The 15,646-nt window shown below is 73.2% G+C and carries 15 protein-coding genes; 6 read left to right on the top strand and 9 right to left on the bottom strand.

Annotated elements, in window-relative coordinates:
- Positions 1–672 (top strand): serine/threonine-protein kinase (locus tag E1286_RS39280; protein ID WP_132621115.1); only part of this gene is annotated, 672 nt, incomplete at its 5' end.
- Positions 673–946: 274 nt separating this feature from the next.
- Complete coding sequence (locus tag E1286_RS39275; RefSeq protein WP_165970114.1) at positions 947–1,900, top strand: WD40 repeat domain-containing protein; 954 nt, start codon at positions 947–949, stop codon at positions 1,898–1,900.
- A gap of 29 nt (positions 1,901–1,929) precedes the next feature.
- Here E1286_RS39275 and E1286_RS39270 read toward each other — a convergent pair whose 3' ends face one another.
- From E1286_RS39270 to E1286_RS39260, 3 genes are all read right to left on the bottom strand, one after another.
- Entirely contained in the window at positions 1,930–3,195 is a 1,266-nt protein-coding gene (locus E1286_RS39270) for a cation:proton antiporter (RefSeq protein ID WP_132621111.1), read from the bottom strand.
- Positions 3,196–3,285: 90 nt separating this feature from the next.
- Positions 3,286–4,479 (bottom strand): sugar phosphate isomerase/epimerase family protein, encoded by a 1,194-nt coding sequence (locus E1286_RS39265; protein ID WP_223190846.1) that lies wholly within the window; start codon positions 4,477–4,479, stop codon positions 3,286–3,288.
- 138 nt (positions 4,480–4,617) lie between these two features.
- Positions 4,618–5,787, bottom strand: coding sequence for an ROK family transcriptional regulator (locus E1286_RS39260; RefSeq protein ID WP_132621109.1), 1,170 nt, complete (start codon positions 5,785–5,787; stop codon positions 4,618–4,620).
- Between the two features lie 415 nt (positions 5,788–6,202).
- Here E1286_RS39260 and E1286_RS39255 point away from each other — a divergent pair, with 415 nt between their 5' ends.
- From E1286_RS39255 to E1286_RS39240, 4 genes are all read left to right on the top strand, one after another.
- Entirely contained in the window at positions 6,203–7,987 is a 1,785-nt protein-coding gene (locus tag E1286_RS39255; protein ID WP_132621107.1) for an aldehyde ferredoxin oxidoreductase C-terminal domain-containing protein, read from the top strand.
- 125 nt (positions 7,988–8,112) lie between these two features.
- The gene (locus E1286_RS39250) at positions 8,113–8,523 is read left to right on the top strand and encodes a family 43 glycosylhydrolase (protein ID WP_223190845.1); all 411 of its coding nucleotides are present in this window, start codon (positions 8,113–8,115) and stop codon (positions 8,521–8,523) included.
- 138 nt (positions 8,524–8,661) lie between these two features.
- The gene (locus E1286_RS39245) at positions 8,662–9,138 is read left to right on the top strand and encodes a DUF2510 domain-containing protein (RefSeq protein WP_132621105.1); all 477 of its coding nucleotides are present in this window, start codon (positions 8,662–8,664) and stop codon (positions 9,136–9,138) included.
- A gap of 240 nt (positions 9,139–9,378) precedes the next feature.
- Positions 9,379–10,767 carry a GH1 family beta-glucosidase gene (locus E1286_RS39240; RefSeq protein ID WP_132621103.1) on the top strand — a complete coding sequence of 463 codons (1,389 nt, stop codon included), beginning with the start codon at positions 9,379–9,381 and terminating at the stop codon, positions 10,765–10,767.
- A 272-nt stretch (positions 10,768–11,039) separates the two neighbouring features.
- On the opposite strand, the gene E1286_RS39235 is transcribed toward E1286_RS39240, so the two are convergent.
- From E1286_RS39235 to E1286_RS39210, 6 genes are all read right to left on the bottom strand, one after another.
- Entirely contained in the window at positions 11,040–11,498 is a 459-nt protein-coding gene (locus E1286_RS39235; RefSeq protein ID WP_132621101.1) for a hypothetical protein, read from the bottom strand.
- A gap of 275 nt (positions 11,499–11,773) precedes the next feature.
- Positions 11,774–12,859, bottom strand: coding sequence for a uroporphyrinogen decarboxylase family protein (locus E1286_RS39230; RefSeq protein WP_132621099.1), 1,086 nt, complete (start codon positions 12,857–12,859; stop codon positions 11,774–11,776).
- A 29-nt stretch (positions 12,860–12,888) separates the two neighbouring features.
- Positions 12,889–13,521: a nitroreductase family protein gene (locus tag E1286_RS39225; RefSeq protein ID WP_132621097.1), complete on the bottom strand. Its 633-nt coding sequence runs from the start codon at positions 13,519–13,521 to the stop codon at positions 12,889–12,891.
- Positions 13,522–13,533: 12 nt separating this feature from the next.
- Positions 13,534–14,727, bottom strand: coding sequence for a globin domain-containing protein (locus tag E1286_RS39220; protein ID WP_132621095.1), 1,194 nt, complete (start codon positions 14,725–14,727; stop codon positions 13,534–13,536).
- A 43-nt stretch (positions 14,728–14,770) separates the two neighbouring features.
- Positions 14,771–15,232 (bottom strand): RrF2 family transcriptional regulator, encoded by a 462-nt coding sequence (locus E1286_RS39215; RefSeq protein WP_132621093.1) that lies wholly within the window; start codon positions 15,230–15,232, stop codon positions 14,771–14,773.
- Between the two features lie 4 nt (positions 15,233–15,236).
- Positions 15,237–15,632: a YchJ family protein gene (locus E1286_RS39210; protein ID WP_132621091.1), complete on the bottom strand. Its 396-nt coding sequence runs from the start codon at positions 15,630–15,632 to the stop codon at positions 15,237–15,239.
- Positions 15,633–15,646: the final 14 nt, after the last annotated feature.

Genomic DNA, 15,646 nt, shown 5'->3' with positions numbered 1-15,646 from the left:
GTCGTCTACAAGGCAGTGGGCGAGGCCGGGCGCGAGGTCGCGATCAAGGTGTTGCACGGGCATCTGGTCCAGGACGACGACGTCCGGCGCGGCTTTCTGCGGGAGGCGGAGGCGGCGCGGCGGGTGGCCGCGTTCTGCACGGCCGCGATCCTGGACGCGGGCGTGGTCGACGTCCGGCCGTACATCGTCAGCGAGTACGTTCCGGGCGACACGTTGCGGGCGCTCGTCCGGGCGTCGGGGCCGCGTACCGGCGGGGCGCTCGACCGGCTGGCGATCTCCACGCTGACGGCGCTGGCCGCGATCCACCAGGCGGGGATCGTGCATCGCGACTTCAAGCCGGCCAACATCCTCATGGGCCCCGACGGGCCGATCGTCATCGACTTCGGCATCGCCAAGGCGCTCGACGCGACGACGCACACCTCGGGGGTGATGGGGACGCCGGCGTACATGTCGCCGGAGCAGTTCAGGGGTGAGCGGGTCCCGGTCCAACCCCGTCATCGGCTCCCCGGACGCACGGAGGTCAGGGAATCCACGCGCGCTGGGAAACCCGCGCGTCCCGGCGGACCCAGGCCCACCCCCGAGCCCGGTCGTGCGGGAAGGGGAACTCGGGCGTGGTGGCCTGGAAGCCGGCGCCTTGGACGCGCAGGCCCCGTCGGGGCGGCAAGGGGCTGACGGGACGACGCCGCAACGTGGCAGGAGCGTGAGCCGGCGGGTGTTCATCGGGGGCGCGGCCGCCGCGGCGGCTGTGGGGGTGTCGGCGTTCGCGGTCTTACGGTCAGCAAACGGCCTCTTCCGGGCGGACGCCGAACCGACTCGGACGGCGGACATGCGCCGGACGGCGACCGGCGAACCGCACCCCTCGGACCGGCCGAGCCCGTCGATCTCGGACGGGCCGGGTGGGGTGCCTTCGGGTGGGCCGAGTGGGGCGGCGGAGCCGTTGGGGACGGTGGTCAGAGAGCCGGTGGCGTTGGGTGAGCGGGAGCCCACCGCGTTGGGCGCCGGCGGCGGGACGGTCGTGTGCGGGACCGGCACCGGCGAGGTGTTCGTGTGGACGCCTGGGGCGCAGGTCGTCAGGATCGGGGACGGCGGGGGGCGGGTGACGTCCGTGGCCGTCGGTGACGTCGACGGGCGGGCGGTCGTGGTCTGCGGGCACGGCGACGGCAGGATGCGGTTGTGGAGCCTGACCGGCGAGAGCCTCGCCTCCCATCGGGCCGCCGACCCGATCAGGGCGGTCGCGGTCGCGGGCGGCCGCGCCATCGCGGTCTCGGAGAAGTACGACCTCGTGCGTGACCTGCACAGCGTCGTCCGCCTGTGGGACGTCTCCACCGGCAAGCAGTTCGGCCCCGCGATCGACGACCACTTCCAGGGTCTGCACGGGCTGGCGTTCGGCACGCTGGATGGCGAGGAGGTCCTGGTCACCGGGGACGGCGCCGAGCGGGTACGCGTGCGCCGCCTGTCCACGGGCCGGACCGCGCACACGTTCCGCACCGGCGACATCGGCGGCATCGAGCTGCTGGCCTGCGGAGAGGTGGACGGCCGGCCGGTCCTCGTCTCCACGCACCTCGACGCCACCCTGCGCGTCCACGACCTGGCGACCGGCAGGCGCGGGAAGAGCCGGCGGTTCAGCACGCGCAGCCCCGACGACCGGGGCGCGACCGCGCTGGCCACCGGCCGGCTCGGCGACGTTCCGATCGCGGCCGTGGCGCACACCCCGGACGGCGGCCCGGCCACCGTCCGCGTCTGGAACCTCCGCACCGGGGACGTCCTCGGCGAGCCGGGCCGGGGCGCGGGCGGTGAGATCCGCACGCTGGCCCTCGCCGAGCTGGACGGCCGTCCCGTCGTCGCGGGAGCGGACGACGAGGGCACGTTACGCGTCTGGAGCCTCGGCCCGGCGGCGTGAGGCGGTCCGCACCTCTCAGGACGCGCACGTCACGCGTCCGGCGCCCTGCGGCGTGAGGCGGTCACGAGCTCGCGGACGGCGTCCAGGCGGGTCATCGCGGGCGTGGCCGTGACGCCGTGCAGCACGACCGAGGCCACCACCGTGAACCCCGTGACGGCCCACAACTCCTGCGCCGGGACGCCGAAGTCCGTGTGCCCCAGCGCGTACGCCAGGTAGAACAGCGAGCCCACCCCCCGGATGCCGAAGAACGAGATCACCAGCCGCTCCCTCGGCCCGGCCGGTCCGCGCCACTGCGACAGCCACCCCGCCAGCGGCCGGATCACCAGCAGCAACGCGATCCCCACCGCAGCGCCGCGCCAGGTGAGCGCCGCCAGGCCGCCGGTCGCGACGAAGCCGCCGAGCAGGAGCAGCAACCAGGCGGTGAACAGGCGCTCGACCTGATCGACGAAGCCGTGCAGGATGTTGTTGTAGCCGTGCCCGAACTCGGCCCGCCTGATGGTGCACGCGGTGACGAACACGGCCACGAACCCGTACCCCTGGGCGAGTTCCGTCACCCCGTACGCGAGGAAGGTGGCGGCCAGCGCGACGAACCCGTCGCGGCGCTCGGACAGGCGCAGGCCGCCGGCCGTGGCGCGGAAGAACAGGCGGCCGAGCAGCCGGCCGATGACCAGGCCCGCCACGATTCCCGCCGCGGTCCGGTAGAGCACGTCGACCAGCGCCCACTCCCCCGCCCAGGCGGTGCCGCCGGCGACGGCCACGCCGATGGCCGCGTACACGATGGGGAAGGCGAGCCCGTCGTTGAGCCCCGCCTCCGACGTCAGGGCGAAGCGGACCTCGTCGTCGGCGTTCTCGGCGTCCACCGGCTCGCCCACGTGCACGTCGGAGGCCAGCACCGGGTCGGTGGGCGCGAGCACGGCCCCGAGCAGCAGCGCCGCGGCGATCGGCCAGCCCGCGAGACCTGCCGCCGCCGTCACCCCGGCCACGGTCAGCGGCATGGCCAGGCCGAGCAGCCGCCAGGTCGTCGACCAGCGGCGCAGCCCGACCCGCCGGTTGATCGCCAGGCCCGCCCCCATGAGGGAGATGACCACGCACAGCTCGGTGATGTGCTCCAGCACCTGCCGATGGGCGATCGGGTCGGGCCGGGGCAGCCCGAGCGGCAGCGAGAACAGGACGACCCCGGCCAGCAGGTAGACCAGGGGCAGGGACAGGGGACGGCCCTCGAGCACGTCGGGCAGGATCGCGGCGAGCAGCGCCGCTCCGCCGCCGAGCGCGAGGAGGAGGTCTAAGGTGGACATCCCCGCCCCACTGCCCCGAAGATCACCCGTTACGCCCCCGGGAGGCCGTCACGCCTCCGCTCGGGAGGAGGCGTGACGGCCGGTACGGGGTCAGCGCCGCAGGGCGGCCATGTTGCGGTAGCTCAGCTCCGAGTGCCGCAGTGACTGGGCGGGGTCGGAGCCGGGCGCGTTGTCCTGCTCGTACATCGGGTTGTGGAAGCCCTTGGCGCGCAGGGCGGCGAAGAAGCCGTGGTAGTCGATGTCACCGGTGCCGAACGGCACCATGTCGTAGCCGTTGGTCACGGCCGGGTTCGACGTGCCGTCCTTGGCGTGGAACAGCGGGAAGCGCTTCTCCCTGGCCAGCACGGTGGCCAGCGGGTCGAACACGTCGTTCTGCGCCGAGCCGTCGGGCGCGGTGTACGTCCGGTGCCGGAACTGAGCCACGTGCGCCCAGAAGATGTCCATCTCGAAGTGCACGACGGCGGGGTCGCTGATGCCGAAGAAGTACTCCAGCCTGCGGACGCCCGACGAGCGCGTCGGCCGCCCCTGCGCGTCGAGCGGGCCGCTGTCCAGCAGGAACGCGTAGGCGGCGTCGTGGTTGTGCGTGTACAGCTTGAGCCCCGCCTCGGCGGCGATCGCGCCCAGCGTGTTCCACTTCTCCGCCGCCACGTCCCAGTCGGCCTTGTACGCGCTGTTCGTCGGGTCGTTGCCGGTGCCCACGTGGCCGAGGCCGAGGATGTTCGCGATCTCCAGCGTCCGCTTGAACCGGTCGAGGTCGGCGGCCGTCAGCGGCCACGAGCCGGGGATGAAGCCGTGGTTGCCCTCGGCCCGCAGCCCGTTGTCGTCGAGCCAGCCGCGCAGCAGCCGGGCGCCCTCGACGGTCTCCAGGTCGGCGCCGCCCTCGGCGTTGGCGTGCTGGCGGTAGCCGGCGAACTCGACCTGCCGGTAGCCCATGTCCGCCAGCGCCTCCAGCACGCGGCGGAAGCCCGACGGCACGGACGTGGACAGCGGGTCGCGCGAGATCGCGTCGCGCACGGTGTAGAGGATGATGCCGCGCTTGCCCGGCGGCACGAGCACGTCACCGCGCCCGCCACCCGGTGACGCGGCGTGGGCGGCGCCGGCGAGGGCGCCCGTGAACGGCAGGGCGGCCGCGGCGGCGATGCCGGTGGTGGCCGCGAAGAGCCGGCGGCGGCTCAGCCCGAGGCGGCTGCGGAGCGTTTCGGCGTGTTCGCGTTCTTCGGCGATCTTCTCGGTGTCCGCCTGCGGCCGGCGGCCGGGCTCTGCGGAGGCGTGCTGATGGCTCACGCGGGTTCCCTTCCTTCAGGGACGCGTGCGCCGACCGCGTCACGGTGGATCTGCGACCGGCCCCGCCGGGCATGCCACCGCCCTGGAGCTCGAGACGATCACATTGTTACTACGCCGTTGTGCAGCGGTCAATGGCGCTCATCCCGCCACGGCCCGGTCGATCGCGGCCGGGGCGAGCACGTGCTCGGCCACCAGGACGGCGGCCCCCACGATCCCCGCGCGTTCGCCGAGCGCGCTCACCCGGATGCCGAGGTGCTGCGTGGCCAGCGGCAGCGACCGGCTGTAGATCGTCTCGCGGACGCCGGCCAGCACCTGCTCGCCGGCCTCGGCGACGTCCCCGCCGACGACGATGAGCGAGGGGTTGAAGAAGTTGACGATCGAGGCCATCACGGCGCCCACCTCGCGGCCGGCCTGCCGGACGAGCCGCGTGGCGTGCAGGTCGCCGGCCCGCATCAGCGCCACCACGTCCCTGCTGCCGTGCGCCTCGATCCCGGCCTCGCGCAGCGCGGCGGCCATCGAGCCGCCGCCCGCGACGGCCTCCAGGCAGCCGGTGTTGCCGCACCGGCACTGCGCCTCGGAGGCAGGGACGCGGATGTGGCCGACGTCGCCGGCGGCGCCCTGCGCGCCGCGGTGCAGCCGGCCGCCGGAGATGATGCCGCAGCCGATGCCGGTGCCCATCTTGATGAAGAGCAGGTGGTCGACGGCCGGGCGGGCGGCCCAGTGCTCGCCGAGCGCCATGATGTTGACGTCGTTGTCGACCAGGACGGGCGCCCCCAGCCTGGCCCGCAGCCACTCGGGCACCGCGAAGCCGTCCCAGCCGGGCATGATCGGCGGGTTCACCGGCCGGCCCGAGCCGTGCTCGACCGGGCCCGGCAGCCCGATGCCGACCCCGCACACCTGCGCCGCGTCGCGGCCGGCCGCTGCCAGCAGCTCGCCGAGCGCGGTGACGACCCGCTCGAGGGTCGGCTCGGGCCCGTAGGCGACGGGCAGCTCCTCGGCGCGCTCGGCCAGCACGTTCATGCCGAGGTCGAGGACGGCGAGGCGGGCGCGGGTGGCGCCGAGGTCTGCGGTCAGCACGACGCGGGCGCCGTCGTTGAACGCGAACACCGTCGCGGGCCGGCCCCCGGAGGAGACGGCGCTTTCCCGCGGCAGGACCCAACGCTGGCCGATGAGCCCGTCCAGGCGCTGCGACACGGTGGATCTGGAGAGCCCGGTGAGGCGGGCCAGCTCGCCGCGGGTGCGGGCGTGGCCGTCTCTGAGGATCGCCAGCAGCACCCCGGCCCCCTGTGCGCTGGATCCGTTCGACATAGGCTCAGCTTACTCCGATCATCGACGGACTTATGTTGACAAAAATTTAAAGTCGGATCTATCGTCTCGAAATATGTCGGATATATGCGGCACTGAGCTGCAAATCTAGACTTATCCGGCTTTTGGGTGGCTTATCGCGACGGACGGGCGTGAGCCCGGAGGTGGTGCCCCATGCACGACTCGCTCATCGCTCCATCGGCCGGCCACCGGTACGCGCCTGCCTGACGTCCCCGCGAGCCGCGCTCCGGAGGAGCCGGTCCCGGTCCCCGCCCGACGTCGCGCCGAGACACGGGCTCACGGGAATGCCACCCGGGCCGGATCCTCCCCGCCCGGTTCTCTTCCGGATTGCGCCCGGCCGATCGGGTGTGATGTCGTACCCCTCCTGGCTTTTCATCCGGTTTCAGGAGGCTTGGCTGTGCCGTTCGTGGTGGATCTGACCAGCGGGAACGTCGACAAGGACGACTTCTGCGCGGAGCCGGGGCACTTCGGGGGGTCCATCCTCGGGTTACGCCTGCTGACCGAGCGGACGCCCGCCGGGCTCGACCCGTACGATCCGCGGGCCCTGCTCTACGTGGCGGCCGGGGCGCTGGGCGGGACCCTGGCGCCGGGGCTGGCCAAGGCGGTGTTCCTGGCGAAGTCGCCGCTGACCGGCGTGGCCGGCGAGGCGCACGCGCTGGGGCCGTTCGCGGCGGGCATGCGCGCGGCAGGAGCCGGGGCGCTGGCGGTCTCCGGACGGGCGGAGCGGCTGTCGTACCTGCTGGTGCAGGACGGCGAGGTGACGCTGCGCGACGCCGAGGCGCTGCGCGGGCTCGGCACCGCCGCCACCACCGACGTCCTGCGCGACCGGCACGGGCCGCACGCGCGCGTGGCGGCGATCGGACCCGCCGGGGAGAATCTCGTCCGGTACGCCTCCGTGGTCACCGACCGGGCCTTCGCCGCCGGCCGGTACGGGCTCGGCGCGGTCTTCGGCGCCAAGAACCTCAAGGCCGTCGTGTGCGCGGGCGACGCGGCGGCGCCGGTCGCCGACCCTGAGGCGCTGGCCCGGCTGACGCTGTCCTATCGCGGGGACATGGCCGCGAACCCGCTCGCCGCCCTGCAGGTGGGGCAGCCCGGGTACGCCGCGTGGGCCGACGATCCCATCGCCCCCGGGTACGCCGCCGTCCGCAACTTCTCCGTCGCCGGCGCGCCCGGCCTGCGCGTCCCGCGGGCGCGCGACTACGACGGCCGCGCCGTGGCTACCACCGGCACGTGCCCCGGCTGCCCGAACGACTGCCTCAAGGTGTACGCGCCCCCGGGTGCGGCCGAGCGGCGGACCGGCGGGCTCGGCCAGGAGGCGTTCCTGTCACTCGGCTGGAACCTCGGCATCGACGACGTCGACGCGGTGCTCGCCGCCAACGCCCGCTGCAACGACCTGGGCCTCGACGTCGTGTCGCTGGGCGGCACGCTGGCGTTCGCCATGGAGTGCGCGGAACGTGGCCTGCTGCCCGGCGGGCCGGCGTTCGGCGACGCGGCGGCGCTGCCGGGGCTGATCGACGACGTCGCCGCGCGGTCGGGGGCGTTGGGCGACCTGCTCGCCGAAGGCTCGGCGCGCGCGGCGCGGCGGATCGGGCGAGGGTCGCAGGCGTACGCGATGACGGTCAAGGGCGCCGAGATGCCCTGCTTCGACCCGCGTCCCCAGCCGGGCATCGGCCTCGGGTACGCCATCGCGCCGGGCGGGCCGCGCTACGACGCGCTGGAGCACGACCTGGACTTCGACCCGGTGGCCGGGCTCGGCTACTCCTTCCCCGAGGCCGCCAGGATCGGCGCCGCCCCCGCTCCGGCGGGCACGCTGGACGAGGAGCGCGGCCGGCGCAGCGCCCGGCTGCTGCGGCTGTGGAGCGGCCTGGACGCGCTCAACATCTGCGTCTTCGCCTCCTCCCCGACCCGGCCGCTGACCCTGGACCGCCTGACCTCCCTGGTCACCGCCGTCCTCGGCGCCGGCTTCAGCCTGGAGGACCTGCTGACGGCCGGTCAGGCGCGCCTGGACGGGATGCGCGCGTACGCGCTGCGCGAAGGCGGCGGCCCCGACGACCTACCGGCCCGCTTCCACGACGAGCCCGTCACGGCGGGCCCCCACGCCGGCGCCGTCCTCGACCGCACCGCCTTCACGCAAGCCCGCACCGCCTTCTACAAGGAGCTCGGCTGGTCCGCTGAGCCGTAGGAGCGCGCATACGGCCACCTCCCGCCTCCACCCTCCGGCGCACCGCACGGTCACCATCGGCCCGCACGGCTGCTGGGCGCCGCGCTCCCCTACCCGAGCCCGCCCGGGTCGCCGGAGACGTCGTCGTGCACGACCCCACGATGATCCGCACCCCGTGCGGCTACGTGCTCCATTCCACCCACGGTCACCTGGAGGCCCGCACCTCCGCCGACCGCGTCCACTTCACCCGGGCCGGGTCCGCGTTCCGCACGCCGCCGTCGTGGTGGCGCGCGTACTCGCCCGGCGACGACCCGCGGGCGCCCGGCATCTCCCGGCGAGGCGGGAGATATCTGATGTACTACGCGGTCTCCAGCTTCGGCTCCAACCACTCCGCGATCGGCCTGGCCACCAGCCGCACCGGGCAGCCCGGCTCGTGGACCGACCAGGGCGTCGTTGCGAACACGCGCTCGATGGGTTCGTCCCTCCGACGGTCTGCCGGGATCAAGGTGCCGTCCAGGATCACGCACACCAGTCCCTCGGCGTGGGTGTCAGGCTGACATGTCCGGCGATTACGCTGCCACGCGCCCGCAGGGCGCCTACGCGAAGGCGGCGTATTCCCCGGCCCGGCCCCGCCTGCTAACTTCGCCTGCACGAGCTGGATCTTTCTCACCGGCACCACGTCGAAGGCGGAAAAGGTGAACACGCCGCATCCCCCCGTCCAGCCCTCTCCGGGCTACTACCGAGACCCGGGCGGTCGGCCCTGCCTGCGCTGGTGGGACGGACACCGCTGGACGCCCCGGACGGCCCCGCTCCCGCCGCAGTCTCCGGAGCCCGCGCCGTCGAAGGGCTCGGCCGGCAAATGGCTCACCGGCATCGGGATCGCCGCCGCCCTGGCGGCCCTGGGGTGGCTGATCCCGACGGCGGTGGCCATAGTCGGGGATGTCGATCCGGTGGTCGTCGTCCTGGGCGGTCAGGAGGTCCGGCGCGACGACCTCGCCGGGGCCATGGAAGCCCTGTCCACGTACGCCGACATGGAGCCCGGAGACCCCGACAGCTCCGCGCGGCACGCCTTCTGCGACGCCCTTCCCGCGGCTTTCGCGGCGAAGGGCATAGAGGTGAGCTATCCGAGCGGCGAAGGGTCGTTCGTGGGGTCGTGCGTCAGGGCACGATGACAGGCCATCGGCGCTTCCGGTCTGTCCGAATCGGCGACATTGACAGCCGCACAAACCCGACTTTAGGTTGTGCGAAGCGTTTCGACTCCTCCGTCCCTGCCCCCCGACGGTGACCGGCCGCGGCGACGGCGCCTCCGCCTCGCGAGGGCCGTCCCATGACGAAGCCGCCCAGGAGGCATAGGCTCTCGACCGCGTGTTGGGAGCGCTCCCGCACCGCCGTCATCCCGCCCAAGGAGTAACATGCCTGCCTTCCCCGAGAACTTCCTGTGGGGCACCGCCACCGCCGCCTACCAGGTCGAAGGGGCCTGGAACGAGGACGGCCGCACCCCGTCGATCTGGGACACCTTCTCCCACACCCCCGGCCTGGTCGCGAACGGCGACACCGGCGACGTGGCCTGCGACCACTACCACCGCCTGGAGGAGGACCTCGACACCCTGGCCGCGCTGGGCGTCGGAGCGTACCGCTTCTCCATCTCCTGGCCGCGCGTGCAGCCGGGCGGGCGCGGCCCGGCCAACGGGCCGGGGGTGGCGTTCTACTCGCGGCTCGTGGACGGCCTGCTGGCCCGCGACATCTCCCCGGTGGCCACCCTCTACCACTGGGACCTGCCGCAGGAGCTGGAGGACGCCGGCGGCTGGCCGCACCGCGACACCGCGCTCCGCTTCGCCGACTACGCCCGCCTCATGGGCGACGCGCTCGGCGACCGCGTGCACACCTGGATCACCCTGAACGAGCCGTGGTGCTCGGCCTACCTGGGCTACGCCTCCGGCGTGCACGCCCCGGCCCGCACCGAGCCCGCGGCCGCGCTGGCCGCCGTGCACCACCTGAACCTCGGCCACGGTCTGGCCGTCCAGGCGCTGCGCTCGACCGCCGCCAAGGACGCGCGGATGTCGGTCACGCTCAACCTGCACCACGTGCGCGGGGTGTCCGAGGCCGACGCCGACGCCGTGCGGCGCGCGGACGCGGTGGCCAACCGGGCCTTCCTCGGCCCGATGCTGGAGGGCGCCTACCCGCGCGACCTCATCGAGGACACCGCGTCGGTGACGGACTGGTCGTTCGTGCGCGACGGTGACGAGGCCGCCGCGTGCCAGCCGCTCGACGTGCTCGGGGTCAACTACTACAACCCCACTCTGGTACGCCAGTGGGACGGCGCCAGCCTCCGGGAGACCGCCGACGGGCACCAGGACGGCGCCGCCTCGCCGTGGATCGGCTGCGAGAACGTCGAGTTCGTCAGGCAGCCGGGGCCGTACACGGAGATGGGCTGGAACATCGACGAGACCGGCCTGACCGAGCTGCTGCTGCGCCTGCACCGCGACTACCCCGCCATGCCCACGATGATCACGGAGAACGGCGCCGCGTTCCCCGACCCGGTGGACGCGGACGGCCGCGTCCACGACGAGGACCGCGTCGACTACCTGCGCCGTCACCTGACCGCCGTGGCCGAGGCGATGGAGGCCGGCGCGGACGTGCGGGGCTACTTCGTCTGGTCGCTGATGGACAACTTCGAGTGGGCGCACGGGTACGCCAAGCGCTTCGGCATCGTCCGCGTCGACCGCGACACGATGGAGCGGACCTGGAAGGACAGCGCGTACTGGTACCGCGACGTGGTGGCCACGGGCAAGCTCGGCTAGACGAGTAGCTCCCGAGGCGCTGCGGTACGGGCGTGGGAATCACGAAGGGTGTTGAGGGTCAATGCGCGACGAATCTCACCGCCCGCTACGTGACGATCGACGACCGGCCGAGGGACTCACCTCGCCTGGGGCGCTTGCGAGGCCGGCCCAGGCGGGCACCATCTGAGAATATCTTCCTTCCCGGCGCGAACAGGTCGATTGACAATCTTTCGGCGTGAAGGCGTGATGAAACACTTCCTTCACGCCGAAGTGGTCTTCGTCGGCCGCGTCGACTAGCCGCAGTTGCCGAAGGTCCTGCGACCCCCGGTCGCCTCGGCGAAGTCCAGTCGGGTGTCGCGGGTGCTGCCCCAGTACGAGACGCACTTGCCGCGGGCCTTCAACTTGACCGGCCCGGCGTAGTACTTGAACTTGCCCGCGTCGGTCTTCGGCTTGCCGCCCTTCACCGTCAAGGTGGCGGTGGTGTACGTGGCGGTCCGGTAGAAGGCGGTCTTGATGGTGACCACGCAGTTGTAGCCGTTGCTGCGGTTGTACAGGAGGTAGACGTAGCCGAACGTGTCGCGCCCTGACGTGAGGGCGCGGGTGCCGTCCTTCACCCGCGCGTACCCCGCACCGCAGACTCCCTCGGGCGTGTACGAGGCGGAGGCGGCGTTCGCCGTGTACGCCGGGTTGGCCACGAGGACACCGGCTGCCAGCGCGGTCGCGGCGACGACCTTCGGAACGGGCTTGATCACGTGTCTCCCCTTCGACGGTGGGTCGCGGCGTGTGCCACGACTCCGTCGAGTTTTGCCCATCCTTTACCTCCCGGTAAACGCGTACCGGATCTCCGGCATGGCCGGTGGCGGCCGTCGGCGGGGTGTCGCGGCTGTCCTTACGCCCTGCCCATCGAGGCCCGCTGGGGCCCGCCTTGGGCGCCCCCTTCACGGACGCTGACGCGCGGGCGATCACGGCGGTCTTGATCCGGCGGGCCCGTCCTCGACACCGCGCCACCGGCGGGCCCATCACGCGCTCACTGATCGCCTATGATCACGGACCCGGCTGAGGACTTACTCGGCGAGAGCTCTCCCAGCTCCGCGCGCAGCAGGCGGGCGGCTCCGGTCATGGCCCGCATCTTGCCCTCGGCCGACGCCCGGGGCAGGTACTTCATGCCGCAGTCGGTGGAGACGACCAGGCGGTCGGGCGGCACCCGGTCGAAGGCCCGGCGCACCCGGTCCGCCACCACCTCCACCGGCTCGACCTCGGGCGTGGACAGGTCGATCACCCCGAGGATGACCGTCTTGTCCTTGAGGTCGGTCAGCACGCCGAGGTCCAGCCCGGACTGCGCGGTCTCGATCGACACCTGCCGGACGGGGCAGGCCGCCAGCTCCGGCAGGAACGAGTACGCCTCGGGCCGCTCGTGGATGATCGCGGCGTACCCGAAGCAGATGTGCACCGCGGTCATGCCGGTGACGCCGTCGAGCGCGGCGTTCAGCGCGGCCAGCCCGTACGCGCGCGCCGCGTCCGGCCGGGCCTGCATGTACGGCTCGTCGATCTGCACGATGTCGGCACCGGCGGCGAACAGGTCGCGGATCTCGGCGTTGACCGCCGCCGCGTAGTCCATCGCGGCGGCCTCGGCGTCGGGATAGTGGTCGTTCTGCGCCTGCTGGCTCATCGTGAACGGCCCCGGCACCGTCATCTTGACCACCCGGTCGGTGTGCGCGCGCAGGAACCGCAGGTCCTCCACCTGGACCTGGCGGGCACGGCGGATCGGGCCGACGATGCGCGGCACCGGGTTCGGGTGTCCGCTGCGGTCGAGCGCCGTGCCCGGATGGTCCACGTCGATGCCGTCGAGGGCGGTGGCGAAGTGGTTGGAGTAGCTCTCGCGGCGCATCTCACCGTCGGTGACGATGTCCAGCCCGGCCCGCTCCTGGGCCCGGATCGCCAGCTCGGTGGCGTCGTCCTGGGCCTGGGAGAGGTACTCGGGCGGGACCCGCCACAACTCCCGGGCGCGGACGCGCGGCGGGAACCGTCCGGCCAGCCGGGCGCGGTCGATGAGCCAGTCGGGCTGGGGATAGCTGCCTACCAGGGACACCGGAAGCGGCGGGAGCGATCTCATGTGTCCACTGTGCGCTCCCGGCGCGGCCGTTACCAGCGGTCGAGGTGGAGAACCTCGTCCAGCGGCTGCCTGGGGGCGGGCCGGAAGGTGTCGCCGGTGTAGTAGGCGGTGGGCAGCAGCACGCCCTGCCGGACGTCTCCGGGGATGCCGAGCAGCTCGGCGACCTCGCTCTCGTACGCGAGGTGCAGGGTCGTCCAGGCGGTGCCGAGGCCGCGGGCGCGGGCGGCGAGCATGTAGCTCCACGCGGCCGGCAGCAGCGAGCCCCACAGCCCCGCCTGGTTGCCCTCGGGCAGGCCGCCGGGCGTGGAGATGCACCCGATCACCAGCACCGGCACGTCGCCCATGTGCTCACCCAGGAACGCGGCGCTGGCCGACACCCGCTCCTGGACCTTCACCCGCTCCGGGTCGGCGGCGTACCGCGACGCCGCCGAGGAGCCGGAGCCGTAGTAGGTGTTCCAGGACCGCGCGTAGTAGTCGCCGATGGCCTTGCGCAGGTCGGGGTCGGTCACGACGATCCAGTGCCAGCCCTGCCGGTTGCCGCCGGTGGGCGCCTGGAGGGAGATCTCCAGGCACTCGCGGACGAGCTCCAGGGGGACGGGGCGGGTGAGGTCGAGGCGCTTGCGCACGCTGCGGGTGGTGGTGAGCAGTTCGTCGAACGTCATGCGCCCATGATGTCAAGCCGCGTCGAGATGATCAGCCGCGGCCGGGAGCCAGAGGTCGGACCCGAAGACCTCGTAGTGGACGTCCTTCGGGGCGACGCCGGCCTTCAGCAGGGCGCCGCGGACCTCCCGCATGAAGGGGACAGGGCCGCACATGTAGACGACCGCGCCCTGGGGGATCTCGACGCCGTCCAGGTCCATCAGGCCGGCGTCGTCCTCGTACCAGAAGACGCGCTCGGCGGCGGGCAGGGCGTCGGTGAGGCGCTCCATGTCGGCGCGCAGCGCGTGGTCGGCCGCTGAGCGGTCGGCGTGCAGCAGCAGCACCCGCCGGGTGTCGCCGGTGTGGGCGAGGTGCTCCAGCATCGCGGTGATCGGGGTGCAGCCGATGCCCGCCGAGACCAGGACGAGCGGCGCTTCGCCGTCCTCCAGCGCGACGTCGCCGAACGGCGCCGACAGGGTCAGCTCGTCGCCCTCCCGCACGGTGGCGTGCAGCAGCGCGGACACCTCGCCCTCCGGCGCGTCGCCGCCGCGCACCCGCTTGACGGTGATGCGGCGCAGCCCGTCCGGGCCGTGGCCGGACAGCGAGTACTGCCGGAGCTGGTGGACGTCGTCGGGCATGCGGACGCGGACGCTGACGTACTGGCCGGGGCGGGCCGGCGGCACCGGCTCGTCACCGACCGGCCGCAGCACCAGCGACATGGCGTCGGCGCTCTCCTCGCGCCGCTCGACCACCGTCCAGGTGCGCCAGGTCCGCCCGCCGCGGGCGCCCGCCTCGGCGTAGACGCGGGCCTCCATGGCGATCAGCGCGCCCGCCATCAGCCAGTAGACCTCGTCCCAGGCCGCCGCGACCTCGGGGGTGACCGCGTCGCCGAGCACCTCGGCGATCGCGCCGAACAGGTACTTGTGCACGATGACGTACTGGTCGTCGGTCACGCCCACGGCGGCGTGCTTGTGCGCGATGCGCGTCAGCAGCGCGTCGGGGCGCTCGTCCGGGTGGGCGAGCAGCGCGCCCGCGAACCCCGCGATGGCGCCCGCCAGGGCCCGACGCTGCTCCCCGCTGCGCTGGTTGCCCCGGTTGAACAGTCCGTCGAGCAGCTCGGGCCGCTCGGCGAACATGGTGTCGTAGAACCTGGCCGTGATCTCGTCGAGTCGGGCCCCCACCAGCGGCAGTGTGGCGCGGACGATGGCCGCGCTCTCCCCGGACAACATGCTTGACCTCCCGATGAACCATAATTGGTATCTGGGATTCAGATTAAAGCGCCGGGGTGCCGGTCCTCTTTCCGGGGTCGGTGAGCGACAGGAGCAGGGGACCGGTGGGGGCGTCCACCAGGGAGTCGACGGTGACCGTGTCGAGCGATGCGTAGAAGGCCTCCTGGGCCCGGCGCAGCGCCGCGCGCAGCCGGCAGGCGGCCCGCAGCGGGCACGGCGGGTCGTCCTCGCAGCCCACGACGTCGCCGGCGGACTCGAGGGAACGCACCAGGGCGCCGACCGTCGTGCCGCGCCCGGCCTCGGTGAGCTGCAGCCCGCCGCCCCTGCCGCGCCTGGCCTCCACCACGCCCAGCTCGCCGAGCCTGGCGACGGCCTTGGCGGCGTGGGTGTACGGGACGGCGAGCACGTCGGCCACGGCACGGGTGGTCAGCAGGTCGTGCGGCCGCGCCACGGCCAGGCGCATGACGATGCGCAGGGAGATGTCGGTGAAGGCGGTCAGGCGCATGCCCCTACGGTAGGCGCTGCTGCTGAGTGGCGCCCGCGTAGACCCAGCGGCCCTCGAAGCGGACGAACCTGCTGTTCTCCTCCAGCTCGCCCGGCCGGCCGCGGTCCTGGTAGTGGGCACGGAAGCGTACGGTGCCCTCGGTGTGGACGACGCTGCCGCCGGTGGTCTCCAGGATCTCCAGCCGCACCCAGCGCACCCGCCGGTCGAGCCCCGCCCTGGGCGGACGGGCCGAGGGGTGCCAGGTGTGCAGCAGGTAGGCCTCGTCTCCGGCCGCGAACGCGCTGAAGCGGGAGCGCATGAGCTGCTCGGCGGTGGCCGGCGCGGCCTCGCCCCGATGGAACCGGCCGCAGCAGTCACGGTAGGGATCGCTCGAACCACACGGACACGTACGCGGAGACATGCCCCCCATTCTCC

The organism is Nonomuraea terrae, from assembly GCF_004348995.1.
Lineage (GTDB): Bacteria > Actinomycetota > Actinomycetes > Streptosporangiales > Streptosporangiaceae > Nonomuraea > Nonomuraea terrae.
This window is presented reverse-complemented; position numbering and strand designations above follow the sequence as displayed.

Coding starts and splice junctions, on each gene's coding strand:
- E1286_RS39270 (WP_132621111.1), bottom strand. CDS start 3,195: ATGTCCACCTTAGACCTCCTCCTCGCGCTCGGCGGCGGAGCGGCGCTG.
- E1286_RS39260 (WP_132621109.1), bottom strand. CDS start 5,787: ATGTCGAACGGATCCAGCGCACAGGGGGCCGGGGTGCTGCTGGCGATC.
- E1286_RS39240 (WP_132621103.1), top strand. CDS start 9,379: ATGCCTGCCTTCCCCGAGAACTTCCTGTGGGGCACCGCCACCGCCGCC.
- E1286_RS39230 (WP_132621099.1), bottom strand. CDS start 12,859: ATGAGATCGCTCCCGCCGCTTCCGGTGTCCCTGGTAGGCAGCTATCCC.
- E1286_RS39225 (WP_132621097.1), bottom strand. CDS start 13,521: ATGACGTTCGACGAACTGCTCACCACCACCCGCAGCGTGCGCAAGCGC.
- E1286_RS39220 (WP_132621095.1), bottom strand. CDS start 14,727: ATGTTGTCCGGGGAGAGCGCGGCCATCGTCCGCGCCACACTGCCGCTG.
- E1286_RS39215 (WP_132621093.1), bottom strand. CDS start 15,232: ATGCGCCTGACCGCCTTCACCGACATCTCCCTGCGCATCGTCATGCGC.
- E1286_RS39210 (WP_132621091.1), bottom strand. CDS start 15,632: ATGTCTCCGCGTACGTGTCCGTGTGGTTCGAGCGATCCCTACCGTGAC.